The 18,728-nt window shown below is 62.9% G+C and carries 16 protein-coding genes; 3 read left to right on the plus strand and 13 right to left on the minus strand.

Features of this window, described 5'->3' with window-relative positions; translation table 11 throughout:
- Nucleotides 1-26 precede the first annotated feature (26 nt).
- A complete protein-coding gene (locus P3C18_RS05905; protein WP_275960924.1) occupies nucleotides 27-1,187 on the minus strand; it encodes an AAA family ATPase in 1,161 nt (386 codons plus the stop codon).
- A 207-nt stretch (nucleotides 1,188-1,394) separates the two neighbouring features.
- On the minus strand, nucleotides 1,395-3,764 hold the full coding sequence (locus tag P3C18_RS05910) for a DNA polymerase II (protein WP_275960925.1): 2,370 nt from the start codon (nucleotides 3,762-3,764) through the stop codon (nucleotides 1,395-1,397).
- A gap of 295 nt (nucleotides 3,765-4,059) precedes the next feature.
- Here P3C18_RS05910 and P3C18_RS05915 point away from each other — a divergent pair, with 295 nt between their 5' ends.
- The 3 genes from P3C18_RS05915 to P3C18_RS05925 all read left to right on the plus strand — a co-directional run bounded on the left by P3C18_RS05915 (nucleotide 4,060) and on the right by P3C18_RS05925 (nucleotide 6,673).
- Nucleotides 4,060-6,057, plus strand: coding sequence for a U32 family peptidase (locus P3C18_RS05915; RefSeq protein WP_275960926.1), 1,998 nt, complete (start codon nucleotides 4,060-4,062; stop codon nucleotides 6,055-6,057).
- 113 nt (nucleotides 6,058-6,170) lie between these two features.
- Nucleotides 6,171-6,422, plus strand: a complete 252-nt coding sequence (locus P3C18_RS05920; RefSeq protein ID WP_275960927.1) for a type II toxin-antitoxin system prevent-host-death family antitoxin — start codon at nucleotides 6,171-6,173, stop codon at nucleotides 6,420-6,422.
- Complete coding sequence (locus P3C18_RS05925; RefSeq protein ID WP_275960928.1) at nucleotides 6,419-6,673, plus strand: Txe/YoeB family addiction module toxin; 255 nt, start codon at nucleotides 6,419-6,421, stop codon at nucleotides 6,671-6,673. Before P3C18_RS05920 ends, P3C18_RS05925 begins: the two co-directional genes overlap by 4 nt.
- A 58-nt stretch (nucleotides 6,674-6,731) precedes the next feature.
- Here the strand turns inward: P3C18_RS05925 and P3C18_RS05930 are convergent, their stop codons facing one another.
- The 11 genes from P3C18_RS05930 to algG form a co-directional block, all read right to left on the minus strand.
- Nucleotides 6,732-7,592 (minus strand): DMT family transporter, encoded by an 861-nt coding sequence (locus P3C18_RS05930; protein ID WP_275960929.1) that lies wholly within the window; start codon nucleotides 7,590-7,592, stop codon nucleotides 6,732-6,734.
- A 43-nt stretch (nucleotides 7,593-7,635) separates the two neighbouring features.
- Nucleotides 7,636-8,025 carry a hypothetical protein gene (locus tag P3C18_RS05935; RefSeq protein WP_275960930.1) on the minus strand — a complete coding sequence of 130 codons (390 nt, stop codon included), beginning with the start codon at nucleotides 8,023-8,025 and terminating at the stop codon, nucleotides 7,636-7,638.
- A gap of 11 nt (nucleotides 8,026-8,036) precedes the next feature.
- The gene (locus P3C18_RS05940; protein WP_275960931.1) at nucleotides 8,037-8,867 is read right to left on the minus strand and encodes an SDR family oxidoreductase; all 831 of its coding nucleotides are present in this window, start codon (nucleotides 8,865-8,867) and stop codon (nucleotides 8,037-8,039) included.
- 33 nt (nucleotides 8,868-8,900) lie between these two features.
- Entirely contained in the window at nucleotides 8,901-9,365 is a 465-nt protein-coding gene (locus tag P3C18_RS05945; protein WP_275960932.1) for a multidrug transporter, read from the minus strand.
- A gap of 111 nt (nucleotides 9,366-9,476) precedes the next feature.
- Nucleotides 9,477-10,916 carry a mannose-1-phosphate guanylyltransferase/mannose-6-phosphate isomerase gene (locus P3C18_RS05950; RefSeq protein ID WP_275960933.1) on the minus strand — a complete coding sequence of 480 codons (1,440 nt, stop codon included), beginning with the start codon at nucleotides 10,914-10,916 and terminating at the stop codon, nucleotides 9,477-9,479.
- 166 nt (nucleotides 10,917-11,082) lie between these two features.
- Nucleotides 11,083-11,727 carry an alginate O-acetyltransferase AlgF gene (locus P3C18_RS05955; RefSeq protein ID WP_275960934.1) on the minus strand — a complete coding sequence of 215 codons (645 nt, stop codon included), beginning with the start codon at nucleotides 11,725-11,727 and terminating at the stop codon, nucleotides 11,083-11,085.
- 61 nt (nucleotides 11,728-11,788) lie between these two features.
- The gene (locus P3C18_RS05960; protein ID WP_275960935.1) at nucleotides 11,789-12,931 is read right to left on the minus strand and encodes an alginate O-acetyltransferase; all 1,143 of its coding nucleotides are present in this window, start codon (nucleotides 12,929-12,931) and stop codon (nucleotides 11,789-11,791) included.
- Nucleotides 12,932-12,942: 11 nt separating this feature from the next.
- Nucleotides 12,943-14,430, minus strand: a complete 1,488-nt coding sequence (locus P3C18_RS05965; protein ID WP_275960936.1) for an MBOAT family protein — start codon at nucleotides 14,428-14,430, stop codon at nucleotides 12,943-12,945.
- A gap of 145 nt (nucleotides 14,431-14,575) precedes the next feature.
- A complete protein-coding gene (locus tag P3C18_RS05970; protein WP_275960937.1) occupies nucleotides 14,576-15,676 on the minus strand; it encodes a mannuronate-specific alginate lyase in 1,101 nt (366 codons plus the stop codon).
- Nucleotides 15,677-15,693: 17 nt separating this feature from the next.
- Nucleotides 15,694-17,118 carry an alginate O-acetyltransferase gene (locus P3C18_RS05975; protein ID WP_275960938.1) on the minus strand — a complete coding sequence of 475 codons (1,425 nt, stop codon included), beginning with the start codon at nucleotides 17,116-17,118 and terminating at the stop codon, nucleotides 15,694-15,696.
- An 11-nt stretch (nucleotides 17,119-17,129) separates the two neighbouring features.
- Nucleotides 17,130-18,719 (minus strand): mannuronan 5-epimerase AlgG, encoded by a 1,590-nt coding sequence (algG, locus tag P3C18_RS05980; protein ID WP_275960939.1) that lies wholly within the window; start codon nucleotides 18,717-18,719, stop codon nucleotides 17,130-17,132.
- Nucleotides 18,720-18,728: the final 9 nt, after the last annotated feature.

Consider the following 18,728-nt stretch of genomic DNA (forward strand, 5'->3'; position numbering starts at 1 on the left):
TTACGAACTGCCCTGAGCGCCAAGGGTTAACTCGGCCACTTCCACGCTGGCTCATCGAGCATGCCCTGACCCTGAATCACGGTTTGCCCCAGCTGTTTTTCCAGGACGATGGCGTTGCACTCGGGGTGTTGCTCCAGGGTGGCGATCAGGCGGCTGGCGTGGGACACCACCCAGACCTGGGTATGCTGCGAGGCGGCGATAATCAGCCGGCCGAGGGCGGGCAGCAGGTCCGGGTGCAGGCTGGTTTCCGGCTCGTTCAGCACCATTAGCGATGGCGGCCGTGGGGTGAGCAGGGCGGCGACCAGCAGCAGATAACGCAGGGTGCCATCCGACAGTTCGCTGGCTGATAAGGGGCGCAAAAGCCCCTCCTGTTGCAGTTCGACGGCGAAGCGCCCACCGGCCTGTATATCGATGCGCAGACGTGCGCCGGGGAAGGCGTCGCTGATGGCCGCGTCCAGGGCGACGGGATCGCCGATTTCACGAATGGTCTGCAACGCCGCCGCCAGGTCGCGACCGTCGTGGTGCAGCACCGGGGTGCGGGTGCCCAGTTGCGGCAGGCGCGCGGGTGCTTCGGCATCGCTGCGAAAGTGATCGTAGAAGCGCCAGCGGCGGATATGTTCCCGTAGTTGGAACACTTCCGGGCAGGCTGGATCATTGCCGATCTGATCGAACAGGCTGTCGAAACTCGGCAGGTGCTGGGCCATCACCTGCCAATTGCGCCCCTCACGTATACGCACCATCGGCCCGGCGCGATCCACCAGCAGTGAGGCGGGGCGATAGCTGGCTCCGGCCCAGATGCATTCACGCTTGATCTCGGGGTCCAGGGCGAAGGCGGACAGGCTTGGCTCCGGCAACCCGAGGGAAATGGCATAGCTGAAATCATCGCCGGCAAAACCCAGGCGCAGGCGCCGGGCCTCCTTGCGTGGACCGCCCTGCACCGGCACCTCGCCACTGAGCATGCGCCGGCTGATAGTTTCCGGCCCGGCCCAGAAGGTGGAGTCCAGCCCGCCTTCACGGGCCAGGGCATTGACCACGCCGCCTTGGGCGGTTTCCGCCAGCAGGCGCAGGGCGCGATAGAGATTCGACTTGCCGCTGCCATTAGCCCCGGTCACCAGATTGAGCCGACCCAGCGGCAGCACCAAGGTGTTGATTGAGCGGTAGTTGGCGACGGCGAGGGTGTGCAGCATGGGAGTCGTCCTGACGGTTGAAGAAGAAATGTTAGCCGGGTAACCGGGTAGGGTGGATGACGCTTTTTTCATCCACCATAGAGCAGCAGTCAGCCAGGTAGCCCGGATAAGCGCAGCGCCATCCGGGAAGCCATGGTCCCGGATGGCGCCAGAGCTTATCCGGGCTACAAAAGCCGGTTAGCGCCATGTCGGCATCGACCATCGCATTTAAAACAACCCCAACTGCCCGCCGATTAGCGTCGCGAAGTCATCCTCGACAAACGGCAGGATGGCGTCGGCCACCGGCTGCAGCTGGCGGGTCAGGTAGTGGTCGTAGTCGATGGCGGCGCTGCGCGCTTCCAGCGGTTGTGGGCCGGCGGTGGTGATCACGTAGCTGATCCAGCCGCCACTTTGGTATTGCAGCGGGCGGCCATGCAGGGCGTTGTATTCGTCGGCCAGGCGCGCGGCGCGCACATGCGGCGGCACGTTGCGCTCATAGTCGCTGAGTTTGCGGCGCAGGCGTTTGCGGTAGATCAGCAGTTCGTCCAGCTCGCCATTCAGGGTGCGCTCGACATAGTCGCGCACATAGCTCTGGTGCGGCTGGTGCAGGAAGATCCGCTCGTACAGTTCGCGCTGAAACTGCTGGGCCAGCGGCGACCAGTCGCTGCGTACGGTTTCCAGGCCCTTGTAGACCATTTCATGGCTGCCGTCGGCGTGCGTGACCATCCCGGCATAGCGCTTCTTGCTGCCTTCTTCGGCACCGCGAATAGTCGGCATTAGAAAGCGGCTGTAATGGGTTTCGAACTGCAGTTCCAGGGCGCTTTCCAGGCCGTACTCATCACGCAGATGCTCACGCCACCAAGCATTGACCTTGGCCACCAGGGCGCGGCCGATCTGCGCGGCATCTTCCTGGGCATGCGGGCGCTTGAGCCAGACAAAGGTGGAGTCGGTATCGCCGTAGATCACCGCATAGCCCTCGGCCTCGATCAGCGCGCGGGTGCGGGCCATGATTTCGTGGCCGCGCAGGGTGATGGAGGAGGCCAGGCGTGTATCGAAGAAGCGGCAACCGCTGGAACCGAGTACGCCGTAGAAGGCGTTCATGATGATCTTCAGCGCCTGCGACAGCGGCGCGTTGTGCTCGCGCTTGGCCGCCTCACGGCCCTGCCAAACCCGCTCGACGATGGACGGCAGGCAGTGCTCGCTGCGCGAGAAGCGCGCACCGCGAAAGCCCAGCACCGAGTGCTCGTCATCCGACTGGCGCAGGCCCTCGATCAGCCCCACTGGGTCGATCAGAAAGCTGCGGATAATCGACGGATACAGGCTCTTGTAATCCAGTACCAACACCGATTCGTACAGCCCCGGCTGCGATTCCATCACAAAGCCGCCGGGGCTGGCCTGCGGTGGGTTGTCACCGAGGTTCGGCGCAACAAAACCGCGACGGTGCATCAGCGGCATATACAAATGCTCGAAGGCCGCCACCGAACCGCCGTTGCGGTCGGCGGGCAGGCCGGTGACCGTGGCGCGCTCAAGGAGGAAGTCGAGGATCGCGGTCTTGCCGAAGATCCGCGTAACCAGCTCGCAATCGCGTAGGTTGTAGCGCGCCAGGGCTGGCTTGTCCTCGCGGAACATGCGGTCGATTTCATCCATGCGCTGGTAGGGCGTGGAAATGTCCTTGCCTTCGCCGAGCAGGGTTTGCGCGACGTTTTCCAGGCTGAACGAGGGAAAGCTCCAGGTCGCCGAACGCAGCGTTTCGATGCCGTCGATAATCAGTCGGCCGGCCGCGTCGGCGAAAAAGTGGCCGTTGCCGCTGCCATGTTCGCGCCACTGCATCTCGCTGCCGTCGCGGCCCAGGCGCAGCGGAATGGCCAGGTTGCGTGCATGTTCGTGCAGCACGCGTAGGTCGAACTGCACCAGGTTCCAGCCGATAAGGGCGTCCGGGTCGTGCTGCGCCATCCACTGATTCAGACGTTCGAGCAACTGGCCGCGGCTGTCGCAGTACTCCAGCTGAAAATCCACATTTGGCGGCTGTTCCGGCGTGCGGCCGAGCATATACACGTTGCGCTGGCCGCAGCCCTCGATGGCAATCGAGTACAGCTCGCCGAAGGCATTGGTTTCGATATCCAGCGAGGCCAGCTTGAGGGTAGGGCGGTAGTCGCTGCAGGGCTTGATCTGTGCATCCAGCAGCAGGCCATTGCCGCTCGGGTCGGGCGTGCCGGCAAATAGCACCGGTGCGGTGATAAAGCGCTCCATCAGGTAGCGCTCCGGCGGGCGCACATCGGCCTCATACACCTCGACGCCAGCGCGGCGCAGCAGCTTGTCGATATCCATCAGCTGGCGATGCTGCTGGCAATACAGGCCCAGCACCGGGCGCTGGTGAAAATCCTTGAGGCCCAGCGGGCGCAACTCGACGCCGCGCTCGTTTTTCAGCAGCGCTTCGGCCTGCTCGCGTTGCACCGCCGGAATAAACGCCACCGAGGGCTGATAGGGCAGGCGGATATGCCGCGGGCCGTTGTCGGTGGCCAGCCAGAACTCCACCTGCGTGCCGGCCGGCGTATCACGCCAGTGCCGGGTCAGTAGAAAGCCCTGTTGTAGGTCCATCGCACCGCTCTCAAATCAATTTACGAACCTGTCTACGATCTGCTGCGCGTCGGCCCTGCTGTGTTAAAAACAGGCTCGGAATGCTCATTTACAACTCGTAAACTCCGCTTCCTTGCCTGTTTTTGCCTTGCATGGCTCTAGCTCGCGAGATCGTAAACAGGTTCTGATCGGCCAATTCTACGCGGGCTTTTGTCTGTATGCCTATACAGTGTTTGAGCGGCTGCCAAGCGGGCACAGACAAATCCAGCTTTAGGAGTAAAATGCCCGCCCTGATTGACTGCCTGATACCCAAACCATGTCCCTGCCCAAGCACCACCTCGAACTCCTGAGCCCGGCGCGCGATACCGCGATTGCCAAGGAAGCCATCCTGCACGGCGCCGATGCGGTGTATATCGGCGGGCCAGGCTTTGGGGCGCGGCACAACGCCAGCAACAGCGTGGCGGAGATTGCCGAGCTGGTGCAGTTTGCCCATCTGTTCCATGCGCGGGTGTTCGTTACCCTCAACACCATCCTGCATGAGGATGAGTTGGAGCCGGCGCGGCAGATGATCTGGCAGCTGTACGAGGCCGGCGTCGATGCGCTGATCGTGCAGGACATGGGCGTGATGGAGATGGATATTCCTCCCATCGAGATCCACGCCAGTACCCAGTGCGATATCCGCACCCTGGAAAAAGCCCGTTTCCTCGATGGCGCCGGCTTCTCCCAGTTGGTCTTGGCCCGCGAGCTGAACCTGGAAGAGATCGGCAATATCTGCCGTAACGTTGATTCGGCGGTCGAGTTCTTTATCCATGGCGCGCTGTGCGTGGCGTTCTCTGGGCAGTGCAATATCTCTCACGCGCAGACCGGGCGCAGCGCCAACCGTGGCGACTGCTCCCAGGCCTGCCGCCTGCCGTATACCTTGAAAGACGATCAGGGTCGCGTGGTGGCGTTTGATAAGCACCTGCTGTCGATGAAGGACAACAATCAGACCGACAACCTGATCTACCTGGTGGATGCCGGCGTGCGCTCGTTCAAGATCGAAGGGCGCTACAAGGACATGAGCTACGTGAAGAACATCACCGCGCACTACCGCCGCGAGCTGGATGCGATTCTCGAACAGCGTCCGCACCTGGAACGCGCCTCCAGTGGCCGTACCGAGCACTTCTTCACCCCCGATACCGACAAGACCTTCCACCGTGGCAGCACCGATTATTTTGTCACCGATCGCAAGGTGGACATCGGCGCGTTTGACTCGCCAACCTTTACCGGGCTGACCGTGGGCGTGGTGGAGAAGGTCAACAAGCGCGACCTGATCGCCGTCACCGATACGCCGCTGTCCAACGGTGATGGCCTTAACGTGCTGATCAAGCGTGAAGTGGTGGGTTTCCGCGCCAATATCGCCGAGCTGAAAGGTGAGTTCGAGGAGGAGGGCGAGAAGCGCTACCGCTACCGCGTCGAGCCGAATGAAATGCCCGAGGCCATGCACCGCGTGCGTCCGCTGCAGCCGTTGCATCGCAACCTCGACCACAACTGGCAGCAGGCCCTGCAGAAGACCTCATCCGAACGGCGCATTGCGGTCAGCTGGCAGCTCAGCCTGCGCGGCGAGCAGCTGAATGTAAGCGTCACCAGCGCTGACGGCATCAGCGCCAGCGTCAGCCTGGCCGGCCCGTTCGCTGCTGCCAAGGATGCCGAACAGGCCCGCGAACAGCTGGCCGACGGCTTGAGCAAACTGGGCACCACCATCTATTACAGCGCCGGCGCGCAGATCGACTGCGAGACCGTGCCGTTTATCCCCGGCTCGCAACTCAAGGCCCTGCGCCGCGAAGCCATCGAAGCCCTGACCCAGGCCCGTATCGCCGCCCATCCGCGTGGCGGGCGCAAGGCTGTCAGCGTACCGGCGCCGGTCTACCCCGAATCGCACCTGACCTTCCTCGCCAACGTCTACAACGACAAGGCCCGCACCTTCTACAAGCGTTACGGCGTGCAACTGATCGACGCCGCCTACGAGGCCCATGAAGAGGCGGGCGAAGTGCCGGTGATGATCACCAAGCACTGCCTGCGCTTCTCCTTCAACCTTTGCCCGAAACAGGCCAAGGGCGTCACCGGCGTGCGCACCAAAGTCTCGGATATGCAGCTGATCCATCAGGACGAAGTGCTGACCCTGAAGTTCGACTGCAAACCCTGTGAGATGCATATCATCGGCAAGATGAAGGGCCATATCCTGCATCAGCCGCAACCCGGCAGCGCCCAGAGCAAGGGCGGCGCGGTGGGCTATATCACCCCGGAAGATTTGCTGAAGACTATTAAGCGGTAGGCTGGAGCGGTACTCACTCCATCTCCACGGACTGCCCGGCGGCAAAGAAAAAGCCTAGACAGGCTTTGGTCTATATATGTACGTTATCGCGTACATGTATAGAGGGTATTTCAATGGACGCCATCAGCTACACCACCGTGCGCGCCAACCTGGCTCAGACCATGGATCGCGTATGCGAAGACCACGAGCCGCTGATCATCACCCGCAACCGGCAGCAGTCGGTGGTGATGATCTCGCTTGAGGATTACAAGGCCCTGGAGGAAACCGCCTACCTGCTGCGCGCCCCCAAGAATGCCAAGCGCCTGCTTGAGGCAGTCGCCAGTCTGGAAAGCGGCCTAGGTCAGGAGCGGAGTCTGGCGGAATGAGGCTGATCTTTGCCGAGCTGGCCTGGGAGGACTACCTCCACTGGCAGGAAACCGACAAGAAGATCCTCAAACGCATCAACGCACTAATCAAGGAAGCGGCCCGCACCCCCTTTGCCGGCACCGGCAAACCGGAGGCACTCAAGCACGCCCTGGCCGGCTATTGGTCACGTCGTATCAATGACGAGCATCGGATGGTTTATCGGGTGGAGGGCGATGCGCTGTTGATTGCGCAGCTGCGTTATCACTACTGAGTTGCGCCGGCCGCAAACAGTGCTTGGTGATGATCGGTATCACTGTGCTCAACCCATCCTACGCGCTGGCTGGGCTGGTCCGCTTTCCGGTCAGGATCACCAGCGCAATGCCGCCGAGTATGGCCAGGGATGCCAGGAGCAAGCGCAGGCTGAGGGGCTCGGCGAGCAGCACCACGCCGCCCAGGGCGGCGATTACCGGTACGCTGAGTTGCACGCTGGCGGCGGTGGTGGCTTTCAAGGCCGGCAAGGCGCTGTACCAGACGGCATAGCCGAGCCCGGATGCCAGCGCGCCCGAGGCGATGGCGTAGGCAATTCCAGCGGAGTGTTGCAGCGAGAGATCGCCGAGCATGGCGACACTCAGAATCAGGGCAATCGGCACCGCTCGGAGGAAATTGCCGGCGGTGACCTGCAGCGGATCGCCTGCGCCTTTGCCGCGTAGCGAGTAAACGCCCCAGGCTATTCCCGCACCCAGCATCAGCGCCGAAGCCAGTGGCGGCGGTGCAGAGATACCCGGCAAGAGCAACCCGACCAGCCCACCAATGGCCAGCAGCAAGCCGCCAAGCTGGGGCACGCGCAGGCGTTCGCCACGATACAGGCCGTAACCGATCATGGTGCTTTGTACCGCGCCAAACAGCAGCAGAGCGCCAGTGGCCGTCGACAGTTCGATATAGGCGAAGGAAAACCCGGCGGCGTAGGCAAACAGGGCCAGCGCCGATAGCCAGTTGCCCTTGCCAATCGTACTGCCGGCGCGGATGCGCACGATCAGCCAGAGCACCGCGGCTCCGGCGATCAGGCGAATGCTGGTAAAGCTGGCGGCATCGATGCTGCCGTCGGCAAGCGCTGCCCGGCACAGCAAGGAGTTGGCGGCGAAAGCAAATAAGGCGAGCACCGTCATGCAGACAAGGCGGGTGGATGACATAGGCGTTCCCACGGCTGCGTCTGTGGGGCGTTTGGCGAGGCCGTCACTCACTGCGCTTGCCAAAACCCTTGGCGAGAAACAGCCAGGCCATCAGCGGATAACAAAAATAGTGCAGGCCAAAGATCAGCAAGCCCATCGGGCTGGGATCGTCCTGCAGCGCCATCATTGCCAATAGACCCAGATAGAGCAGGGCCAGGATGCCGCCGTAGAGTGCGAGCAGACGGCGGCGTTCGCCTTGCAGGGGCGCGCGGCGGTTACGCCAGGAGAACCACAGGGTCATGCCGGCGGCCACCAATGCGGCGATCAGCACCGTGGTAAACAGCCCGCCGAGTTTGACGAAGGTGCGCAGCAGCAGGTTGAGCACGACAACCGCCACCACGCCGCCAAGGGCCAGGCGGGTAACCGCGACGCTGCTGGAGCTGGGCTCGCACATCTGGTGTGCTCCTACAGGCTGCGATTAAGGCCGAAGCGTTTTTTCAGCACGGCTTCGAGCAGACGTTTAGGCACCAGGGCCGCCAGCAGCGGCATGCTGCGGCTGCCATTGCCCAGGCGCAGCAGGTTGGGCCGGGGTTTGCTTTGCACGGCGGCGAGTAGGTTGCGGGCAAAGTGGCTGGTGGGCGTGGGGTTGTCCTGCGAGGCGTTGGCGCGGGCGCGGATGCCGTCGCGGATTGGCCACCAGGGCGAGGCTTCGTCGATCAGTTGTTCGGCCTGCTGGCTGGCGTTGGCGCCGAAGCTGGAGGCAATCGCGCCGGGCTGCACTTCCATCACCTCAATCGAGAAGGGCGCTAGTTCCAGACGCAGGGCATCGGTCAGGGCATGCACGGCGGCCTTGGAGGCGCAGTAGGCGCCGGCAAACGGGGTAACCAGCACGCCGGAGACGCTGCCGATATTCACCACCAGGCCCTTGTGCTGCCGTAGCAGTGGAAACAGCGCGCGGGTGACGCCGACCAAGGAGAACACGTTGGTTTCGAATTGCTTGCGCATGGCTTCGACGCCGCCATCGAGCAGCGGGCCCATGGCGCCGTAACCGGCGTTATTGATCAGCACGTCGAGGCCGCCGATCTCGGCTTTCAGGCGTTCGGCCAACTGACCCAGAGCCAGGCCATCGTTGACGTCCAGTTGCACGGCGTGAAACCCGGCGGCGCTCAGGGCCGCGAGGTCTTCGGCTTTGCGCGCCGTGGCCCAGACCTGATAACCCGCCTGCTGGAATACCTCGGCCAGGGCGCGACCAATGCCGCTGGAACATCCGGTGATCAGTACGCTGGGCTGGGTCATGCAGCTTTCCTTGTTGTTTTCATGGGGCAACGCTCAACGGCTAAAGCTGCCTTGCAGGCGCTCTGCGCGAAATTCTAATGTGCTGGCGCGGTAGCCGCTGCGCAGGGTGGGCAAGGGTAGACAGGTTTGCCAGTCGGTGTCAGGCAGTAATTCGCCGGGGCCGCTGTAGCGCGGGGTTTCATACAGGCGCTCGGCCAGGTTGACGCTGTCGCCGGGGCGGTAGGCGGCGATCTGCCAATGCAGTTCAAGCAGCGCGGCTTCGCTGCCGTTTTTCAGATTCAGGGCCAGCGGGCGATCCGCCGGGCAGCTGTCCGGGGCGTAGTCGAGGCGTAATTCGAGGTGGGCCAGGTGGCGGTTTTCGCGGCTTTCCTGCCAGAGCACCCAGCTGGCGACCAGGCCCAGGCCGATCAGCGCACCGAGGGAAATCGGCAGTGCCTTGCTCGGGTAGCGGATCAGCAGGATCAGCCAGCTGAGTACCAAGATTGCACCGAATAACATGATCAAAAACGGCCTTGTGTGGGATCAACAGGCGTTCATCCTACACAAGGCCGGGCGGCTGGGTACATGCTTTGCCCCGCCAGCCCATGCGCAGGGCTGGCGGTTTGTGTATCAACCGGCTGCGAGACTCAGCTTGGCGGTTTGGCTGCGGCCGTAGACATCATCCAGACGCTGGATGTCGTCTTCGCCCAGGTAACTGCCCGATTGCACTTCGATGATTTCCAGGGGGATCTTGCCCGGGTTGCTCAGGCGGTGCACCGAAGTCATAGGGATGTAGGTGGACTGGTTTTCGGTAAGCAGGAACACCTTGTCATCGCAGGTCACCTCGGCGGTGCCGGATACCACGATCCAGTGCTCGGCGCGGTGGTGGTGCATCTGCAGCGAAAGGGTGGCGCCGGGGTTGACCGTGATGTGCTTGACCTGGAAGCGCCCGCCCATGTCCACCGAGTCATAAGAGCCCCACGGGCGATAGACCTGGCAGTGGTTCTGGGTTTCGCTGCGGCCGTCGGCATCGAGCTGGTTGACCATGGCCTTGACGTCCTGCACGCGGTCCTTGTGCACGATCATGGTGGCGTCCTTGGTTTCCACCACCACGATGTCCTGCACGCCGATCACCGAGACCAGCTTGCCGTTGCCGTGTACCAGGCAGTTGTGGCTGTCGTGGATCACCACATCGCCGGACAGCACGTTGCCCTGGGCGTCCTTGGGGTGTACGTCCCAGATCGAGGACCAGCTGCCCACATCGTTCCAGCCGGCATCCAGCGGCACCACGCAGGCGCGGGTGGTTTTTTCCATCACCGTGTAGTCGATGGAGTTGTCCGGGCAGCAGGCGAAGGTGGCGGCATCGATGGTCACCTGGCTGCCGTCGATCTGGCTGCGCTCAAGCGCCAGCAGGCAGGTGTCATAGATGTCGGCGTCGTGCTTTTTCAGCTCTTCGAGGTAACGGCTGGCGCGGAACAGGAACATGCCGCTGTTCCAGTAGTAGTCGCCGCTGGCAACGAACTCACGGGCACGGGCCTCGTCGGGTTTTTCGACAAATTGCGCAACGCGGATGATGCCCTCGGGCAGGCCTGGGTCCGCGACGGACTTGATATAGCCATAGCCGGTTTCCGGACGGCTGGCGGGGATGCCGAATAGCACCATTTCGCCTTTCTCGGCCGCTCGGCTGGCGAGCTGCAAGGCCGTCTGGAAGGCCTGCTGATCGGTCAGTACATGGTCGGCGGGGAGGATCAGCAGCAGCTCATCGCGGCCTTCGGCGAGCAGTTGCATGGCGGCGATGGCCACGGCCGGCGCGGTGTTGCGGCCAAAGGGTTCGAGCAGAAGGGTCTGGGTTTCCAGCTGCTGGCTGTTGAGCTGTTCCTGCACGATAAAGCGGTGCTCCAGGTTGCACACCAGTACCGGCGCCTGCATGCCGGCGAAGCGCAAACGCTTGATGGTTTGCTGGAACAGCGTGTCGCTGCCGGTGAGGGCGAGAAACTGCTTGGGATACTGCTTGCGTGACAGCGGCCAGAGTCGCGAACCGCTGCCGCCGGAGAGAATTACTGGAATCATTGCATGTACTCCTAAAGCACTTTTGGTCGGGTTGGGTTTACGGCCTGCAGGCCGTGCCCTGTTGCCCAGGCTGGTGAACGGCGCTGGGGGATCACTCCAAAACGCCTGCCACTGCAGGCGCTGCTTTGCCGTGCCGGTCATTGCCAGCACTTGTACTTGTCAGGGGTTATTCCGTTTGCGCCGGGCGTTTAACCCATACGGGCGAGAGCGCCTTGCCGCTGCCGGTGATGTACAGGCACACCACTTCGCCGCGGGCCAGGGTGACGGGTTTGAGGTCGCTGACTTTGCGCTCGCCGTCGAACAGCGCCAGGCTGACCTTGACCGGATTCACTTCGCGCTGGCCGTTGGCGTCCGGTGCTACGGCGTCGACCACTGGTTTGCCGTCGGCGGTTTTCAGGCTGAGGGTGCTGTCCGAGAGGTTCTGCACCCGCAGCAGCGCCTTGCGCTTGTTATTGAAGGGCGCTTCGGCCACCAGCTTGGGCGGTTCACCGACCTGGCTGACCAGGGTGTAGAAATGCTCGGCTTCGAGTTTTACCGGCAGGCTGCTGCTGCCGACCTGAGCGCTGTAGCTACCGGCCGGGAGAAAGCTGAAGTCGCTGGAGGCCAGCGGCGCGATGTCGTTCAGCTCGGTGTTGCCGACGCTGAAGTTCTGCTCGCTGTTGCTGGCGTTGTAGCCGCGAATAAAGGTCGAGCCCTTGGGCGCGTTGGGCGCATACAGGCCGCCTTCGCCAGCGCTGGCCGTGAGGCTGGTGAGGCTCAGGGCCAGCGCGCAGGCATAGAACATTCCGAAGGTTGAGGTGGGTCTGTGCATGGGTAGAACTCCCTGTGGGTTAACAAAGTGGTACGCAGTACCGCGGTTGCGGCGGCAGGCTTTAATGCCTGTCGCTGGCGGCTAGGCGGCGGTTGCCGCTGGGTTGTTTGAGGGCGCTTAGCCACTGCGCGTCGAAGGCGCTGAGGTCGTTGCTCATGGGCAGATAACGCTCGGGAAACTCCCAGATCACCAGCTGCGGTGGGGCGTCCTGCAGTTCATCGCTTTGCAGGTACTTGAGCATCGGCACCAGCGGGCCCTGGCCGTCTTCGGCATGGTTGCTGAGGTCGCGTTGCAGGTGCTGGCGCAGCGCCCCGGCGAAATTCCAGGCGGGGTTGGCGCTGTAACTGGTGCCAACCAGGGCCACCGGCATCTCGCTGTCACTGAACAGCGCATCGGCCCCCGCCGTCTGCTCGGCGGCCTGGGTTGAGTTGCGGCGCAGCTGGTCGGGTGGTGGCAGCAGGTGGCCGAACAGCGGCTCCAGCGGCAGAAAGCGGGTGAGGTCGCCGTTGTAGGGTTTCGCCGGGCTGGCCTGGGTGACGAACACCTGCGGTTCGCCGGCCAGGGTGATGGCGCTCTTCAGCGTGCTGCTCAGTTGCTGGGCCACCAGGTCTGCGCCCTCGGGCGTCCAGTGGGTGTCGGTACGCAGGAACATGGCGCCGCTGGCTTTACCGGCCTGCAAGGTGCTGAGCAGGTCCGGCGCGGCAATATCGGCGGCGCGCACCTCGTTGAGGAAGCGTTGGTAAAGCCCCTGACGCAAGCTGCTGGTGGGGTTGTCACCGACGAACTCCGGGTACAGCCGCGACTTGCTCGGCACGATGGCCAGCAACAGCATCACGTCGTGCTGCGCCAGTTCATCGCGTACACCCTTGATCAACGCCAGGTTCTCGCGAACCTGCTGCGCGCCGTCGACTTCCGCTTTGAACTCTTCGCTTGAGTACAGCCAGCCCTGCTTGCCAATCTGCACGCCTGGGCGGCCTTCGTTAAACAGCAGGTAGTCCAGGCCGGCCCACAGGCTGGTGCCGAGGGTCTTGATCGGGAAGTGCTCGTCGTAATGGCTTTCGAAAGTCTTCGCCAGGCCACCGTCGATGATGCTGAATTGCTTGGGCAGCTGATAGCTCAGCACCCCGCGCATGGACCAGACAAACAACAGGCCCAGCATGCCGATAAACAGCGCGACATAGAGTGTGCGTAACGGGCGCGTCATGGTCGGCCTCCTCAAAACTGGAAGTACAGAAACGGCGAGTAGCTTTGCGCCGAGAGTTTGAGCAGCGAGGCGCAGAACAACAGCAGCAAGGCGCCGCGCATCAGGTAACGGGGCAGGGCGATACTCGCGCTGGCTGGTGCCAGCAGCAGGGCGCCGCTGTTGGGAAACAGTGCATCGCCAGCGCTTTGCGCGCGCTGCCGGTAGAACTGGCGCAGGCCGCAGAACGCCATCACCGCGTAGGCCAGCAGCAGGGTGGCGATCTGCAGGTCGCTGATGCTGGCGCGGTTCAGTTCACTCAGGGCCCAGCCCTGGCTGCTGAACATCGCCGGGCTGAACAGGGCGCTGTACATGCGCCAGGCCACGTCGAGGTTTTCGGCGCGGAAGATCACCCAGCCGAGCATCACCAGGAGGAAGGTGAACAGCCATTTCAGCGGGTTGATCAGCGTGGGTGCGGCGTTCACCCCCAGCGCTCGCTCGATGGCCAACCACATGCCATGCCACGCGCCCCAGAGCAGGAACGTCCAGTTGGCGCCGTGCCAGAAGCCGCCCAGTAGCATGGTCAGAAACAGGTTGCGGTAGGTGTTGAAGGTGCCGCCGCGATTACCGCCCAGCGGCACGTAGAGGTAGTCGCGCAACCAGGTGGACAGGCTGATATGCCAGCGCCGCCAGAACTCGGTGATCGACTGGCTGATATAGGGCTGGTTGAAGTTTTCCATAAAGCGGAAACCCATCATCAGACCCAGGCCGATGGCCATGTCGCTGTAACCGGAGAAGTCGAAATACAGCTGCGCGGTGTAGGCCAGCATGCCCAGCCAGGCATCCCCGGTGCTGGGGTTCTGCAGGGCGAAGATATGGTCCACCAGCGGTGCCAGGCTGTCGGCGATAAACACCTTCTTGACGAAGCCCTGCATAAAGCGCGTGGCGCCTTCGCTGAACTTGTCGAGGCTGTGGCTGCGCTCGGTGAACTGGTCGGCCAGGTCCTTGTAGCGCAGCACGGGCCCGGCGATCAGCTGCGGGAACAGGGCGATAAAGGCGGCGAAGTTGATCAGATTTTCTGTGGGCTTGGTGTCGCCGCGGTACACGTCGATCAGGTAGCTGAGCGACTGGAAGATATAAAAGGAAATGCCGATCGGCAGGATCACATGGGTCAGCAGGAACGGCTCCAGGCCGGCCGCCTCCATCACCTTGTTGATGTTCTCCATGCCGAAGTTGGCGTACTTGAAGTAACCCAGGGTCGCCAGGTTGCCGACTATCCCCCACAGCACCCAACGCTGCGCCGCCTTAGACCTAACCCCCGCCTGATAGATGCGCAGGCCGAAGATGTAATTCCACAGGGTGACGGCGACAAACAGCAGGAGGAAATCCACCCGCCACCAGGCGTAGAAGGCGTAGCTGCCGATCAGGATCAGCAGGTTGCGATAGCGATTACTGCTCAGGTAATACAAGCCGAGAAAGATCGGCAGAAACAGGAACAGGAATACGTTGGATGAAAACACCATCCGTAGATCTCCGTTGAGTAGCAACTCTTCCGGGGCTCGCAAGCCCCCCTTTCCCCCCGCGAGCAGGAGGTTTGTTTCACCCCGTCACCGGACGGGTTTACCGACGTAGCAGCGCCTGGGCTAAACGCTCAGCCCAGTGCGCGAATCAACTGCCCTTGGCGTGCTTGGGCTCGAATACCTGGCTGACGTTGCCGCCGAGGCGGAAGGTGTTGAACGGCCCCATCGTCTGCTGCAGCGCCTGGGCGTCTGCCGAGCAGGCGTAGAGCACGCAATAGGGCGCGAGCCAGGCGTACTTGTTGGGTTTTTTCAGGTCGTCCATGTCCTGTTTGTCGCCGGTCTTGCTGGCGAATGCGTCCGGGTCATCCACCCCGTTCAGTACCCGTTCGGCCAGGCGCTGCAGTGCGCCGTGGTTCTCCGCACGTAGATCGACGCCATTGGCCTGGGCGAAGGCGGCGATCATCACCAGCGGCGGCAGGCTGTAGTTGTGGTAGGCCAGGGCACGCTGGCTGCGCTTCAGCTCATTGGGCAGGTAGCCGTCGGCGTCGACCTGGTTGGCTCCGACGCGAAACTGCGCCACGGCCCAGTCGAACAGGTCGCGGCGATCGGTGGCGATGGCCGTGGCCATGACCGACCAGGCGGACCAGTAGCTGTGGTTGTTGATTTTCTTCAGCGGCAGGTCGCTCCAGTCCTGCACGGTGTGCTCGGCCAGCGTGCTGAACCAGGCTTCGATGCGCTGGGTTTGCTGCGCATAGGCCGCCAGCGGTTGTGATTCCGAAAACTTCAGGCGCAGGTAGGCCGAGGACAGGCTGCCCAGCGCCCATTTGCGCACCGATTTTCCGGTGTGGTTGTACTCGTTGCTAAGCAGGGCGTCGGCTTCTGCCCACTCGTTCAGCCACTGCAGCGCGCATTCAAGCTGCGCAGGTTGGCCATCGCGCAGGTACTGCATGATCAGCCGATTGACCCCGCGTTCCATCTCGGTGATGGCGGCGGTCCTGCTGCGAAAGGCCTTTTCCGAGTCGAGATTGAGGGTGGCGCGGGCCTTGTCAGAGCCTTCGTATTTGCTGCGAAACACCAGTTTGTCGGTGTAGGGCGGCGGCGTTGTTGGGCAGGCTTGGGCCTCTTTCTCGGTAACTGGCACGGGTGCGTAGTAGCCCGGCGGCGGCACCAGGCTGGCGGCGAACAGCGCTTGGCTGCACAGGGTCGCGCCGAGCAGGCAGGGTGCGAGGAACCAGCTGGGGCGTGGCATCAAACCTCCTGGGCGGTTCATTGCGCGCGCGCCGTAAGGGCGTTGCCGTCAGCGCTGGGGCGCTTGCACAGCGTGGCCTCGACGCTGAGATTGGCCGGCATGTTTTCTGGGCTGTGAATGTCCAGGGCGAGCAGGTTGAGGTCGGCCCAGTCGGCGTCGTTGCGCAGTTCGAAGACGTAGCGACCGTCGGTAGGGGCGCGGTCGCTCTGTTCGAGCTTGAAGTTCTCGCGCCGCCCGGTGAGGTACCAGAGGGTGGCCTGAGCCTGATGCACGCCGGGGTCGCTGAAGGTCAGGTCGATCTGGTAATCACCGCCGCGCAGGTCCTGCACGGCGCGTTTCTCGCCGTTGACCAGCACCTGGTTGGCGCCGGGCTTGAGGGTGACCTTATTCTTCATCACTGCCGGACGGCCCGCACAGCCGTTGTCCACCAGTGGCACGGCCTGGCGGTAGAAGCTTTGCTGCGCCAGGTCGTAATGGGTGGCGAATTCCCAGATCAGAACCTGCGGCGGGTTGTCGTGAAACTCCTGGCTGGTCATGTATTGCAGCAGGGCGCTGTCGAAGCCGCCGCCACTGACCGAGCGGTTAAGCACTTCGGCGCCGCTGTGTTGCTGCAGAAAACCGGCGAAGTTGTAGGCCGGGCCGCTGTTGCTGGTGCCGACCAGGGCAATCTGCGGGTCGGCTTCGTCGCCGAACAGGCTGTCGCTGTCGGCCTCACCCTGCATGGTGGTCTCGAAACGCGGCACGTACTCGGTGGCGTAGCTGGTGCCACAGAAGTGGGCAGCGGTCTTGTGCAGGGTGCCGGCCTTGGGTAACAGGCCGGTGATGCTGCTTGCAAACTGCTGTTGGGGGATTTCGTCGAACGCGGGAATCTCTTTGAGCGTCTTGGCCACCAGTTTGGCGGTGCGCTCGGCTCCGGCGGGCGTCCAGTGGTGGTCGGCCTTGAAGTAGTAGTCGGTGTCCACGCCCTGTTCGTCAAACAGCGGCGACAGGTCGGTGGTCCAGATTCCGGCCTGACGGAAGCCTGCGATGGCCTTGAGGTAATTTTGCTTGGCCAGCTCGAAATTGAACTTGGCCTTTTCCTCGGCGGTGAGCTTTTCGCGGTTTACCAGGCCGCGAGTCGGTTGATAGACGATCAGCAATTCCACGCCTTTGCGCTTGAGCGCATCGCGCAGGCGCTTGAACTCTCGGTAGCCGGCGGGCGTGGTGCCAAAGTCGGTGCGCAGGTCGTAACGGCTGCGAAACAGCCAGTCACCTTCGCCCTGCACCAGGGCGGTGAAAAAACTCAGGTACTTGCTGTTGTACTGGCTGGGGTCCTGGGCAGCGGGGCACAGCGAGCCGACCCGCTGCACCTGATAGTGCGGTTCGGCCTGCGCGCCAGCGGCGGCACCCAGCAGGGTGCAGGCGAGGGCCAGTTGGCGGAATTTGAAAGGCTGTGTGTTCACGTTGTCGTTCCTCAATCCTGGAGTTCGGCCTGGCTTTCCACGGGGTCGATCAGCACGGCCAGTTGGCGGCGCACCATCAGATCGAGGATTTCTTCCTGCTTGTCACCGAGGATGCCGCTGAAGCTGATACCGGTGCTTTTGCTCGGCGCGAGCATTTCCACGCGGTACAGCTCAACCGATAACGGCGAGTCGATGGACAGCGGGCCGGAACCGTTGGCCGCGAGGGTGCCGCCGACCACGATCATCGAGACCTCGGTGTCGAAGGGGTCGAGCTGGATATTGCGGTCGGTGTCGGAGAGGTCCTTGATATGCCCGTACACTCCGCTCAGGCCGTTGGCGGCGGCGACGTTCTCGTACAGGCGGATATTCAGGCTGTTGCGCAGGCGAATGCCGTGGCGGGCATTGTTCAGAACCTGGTTGCCCCACAGCAGGTTGTCCGAGCTTTCATAGAGGGTGATGCCGTCCGCATGGTTGCCGTACACCTGGTTGTAGGCCACCAGGTTGTTCACGCTGTTACGGTCGATAACGATGCCGGAGAGCTTGTTGTCGTAGCTCTTGTTGCTGAAGATCCAGCTGTCATCGACCTCGCGGGAGATGATGATGCCGTGCTTCTTCTGGGTGCCGTGCACGGTGTTCTCGGCGATGATCAGGCCGTGGGAACGGTCGTGCGGGTCGATGCCGTAGACGATGTTGTCGCGGTAGGTGTTGCCCTTGATCACCACGTTTTCGGCTTCATAGCAGTAGAAGCCGTACCAGTGGTCGACGAACTCCGAATCAATCAGCCAGCCAGTCGGTTCCGGGCGTTTCAGGCGGGCCTGCATGCCGGGGGTGTACTGGGTGATGCTGACGCCGTAGGACTTGCTGGTGTTGTAACCCAGGCTGGTGAATACGCTGGAGGCGATATACAGCTCGCTGCCGCCCCAGGACACCAGAAAAGGGCGGAATTCATCGGCGCTGCGAAAGCTCGCCGGGGCGTTGTCGGCCTCGCGCCAGGCGGTGAGTTTGGTTTCGGTGAAGAACAGCTGGCCGTCATTGACCATAAAGCTGCCGCGCTCCTGGGACAGGCGCAGTTCCTGGGTGCTTTTGTCGACATGCAGGGTGGCGCCCTGGGCCACCACGATGGGCAGGCGTGCCAGGTAGACGCCCGGTTCAACTTCGCTGAACTGACTGTCTGGCAGGCTGCGCGCCAGATCCTTGGGCGTCACGTAGCCGCCTTCGATAAAGATCGCATGGGGCATGCCGTTCTGCCGTGCGACCCACTCGCGTATGCGCTCGTTGCCGCCGATAAAGTCCTTCAGCGCATCCTGCTGCAGCATGCGCCGCACCACTACCTTGCCGCCTGGTGTGCGCTTGATCTTGGCTTCGACGGCAGCGCTGGTATAGCCGCTGAGGTCGGGCAGTTGCGGCGGGTCCAGGTGCAGCTCGGCGATGGGTGCGCTGGTTACCGTGTAGTTCTGCGTCGGTTTGACTTGTTTCTGCGCTTCGCCGGCCGCTGCCGTGGCTATCCAGGGCGCGGCCGGCTGCAGCGCGCCGAGCAGCATGCCGCTGCACAGCAGGGCAATGCCGATGGCGCGTTTGAGTTTGCTAGGGCGTGGCGTCATGGCGCGGGG

The sequence above is a fragment of the Pseudomonas sp. 1928-m genome, from assembly GCF_029269135.1.
GTDB lineage: Bacteria > Pseudomonadota > Gammaproteobacteria > Pseudomonadales > Pseudomonadaceae > Aquipseudomonas.

Coding starts and splice junctions, on each gene's coding strand:
- P3C18_RS05905 (WP_275960924.1), bottom strand. CDS start 1,187: ATGCTGCACACCCTCGCCGTCGCCAACTACCGCTCAATCAACACCTTG.
- P3C18_RS05910 (WP_275960925.1), bottom strand. CDS start 3,764: ATGGACCTACAACAGGGCTTTCTACTGACCCGGCACTGGCGTGATACG.
- P3C18_RS05915 (WP_275960926.1), top strand. CDS start 4,060: ATGTCCCTGCCCAAGCACCACCTCGAACTCCTGAGCCCGGCGCGCGAT.
- P3C18_RS05920 (WP_275960927.1), top strand. CDS start 6,171: ATGGACGCCATCAGCTACACCACCGTGCGCGCCAACCTGGCTCAGACC.
- P3C18_RS05925 (WP_275960928.1), top strand. CDS start 6,419: ATGAGGCTGATCTTTGCCGAGCTGGCCTGGGAGGACTACCTCCACTGG.
- P3C18_RS05930 (WP_275960929.1), bottom strand. CDS start 7,592: ATGTCATCCACCCGCCTTGTCTGCATGACGGTGCTCGCCTTATTTGCT.
- P3C18_RS05935 (WP_275960930.1), bottom strand. CDS start 8,025: ATGTGCGAGCCCAGCTCCAGCAGCGTCGCGGTTACCCGCCTGGCCCTT.
- P3C18_RS05940 (WP_275960931.1), bottom strand. CDS start 8,867: ATGACCCAGCCCAGCGTACTGATCACCGGATGTTCCAGCGGCATTGGT.
- P3C18_RS05945 (WP_275960932.1), bottom strand. CDS start 9,365: ATGTTATTCGGTGCAATCTTGGTACTCAGCTGGCTGATCCTGCTGATC.
- P3C18_RS05950 (WP_275960933.1), bottom strand. CDS start 10,916: ATGATTCCAGTAATTCTCTCCGGCGGCAGCGGTTCGCGACTCTGGCCG.
- P3C18_RS05955 (WP_275960934.1), bottom strand. CDS start 11,727: ATGCACAGACCCACCTCAACCTTCGGAATGTTCTATGCCTGCGCGCTG.
- P3C18_RS05960 (WP_275960935.1), bottom strand. CDS start 12,931: ATGACGCGCCCGTTACGCACACTCTATGTCGCGCTGTTTATCGGCATG.
- P3C18_RS05965 (WP_275960936.1), bottom strand. CDS start 14,430: ATGGTGTTTTCATCCAACGTATTCCTGTTCCTGTTTCTGCCGATCTTT.
- P3C18_RS05970 (WP_275960937.1), bottom strand. CDS start 15,676: ATGCCACGCCCCAGCTGGTTCCTCGCACCCTGCCTGCTCGGCGCGACC.
- algG (WP_275960939.1), bottom strand. CDS start 18,719: ATGACGCCACGCCCTAGCAAACTCAAACGCGCCATCGGCATTGCCCTG.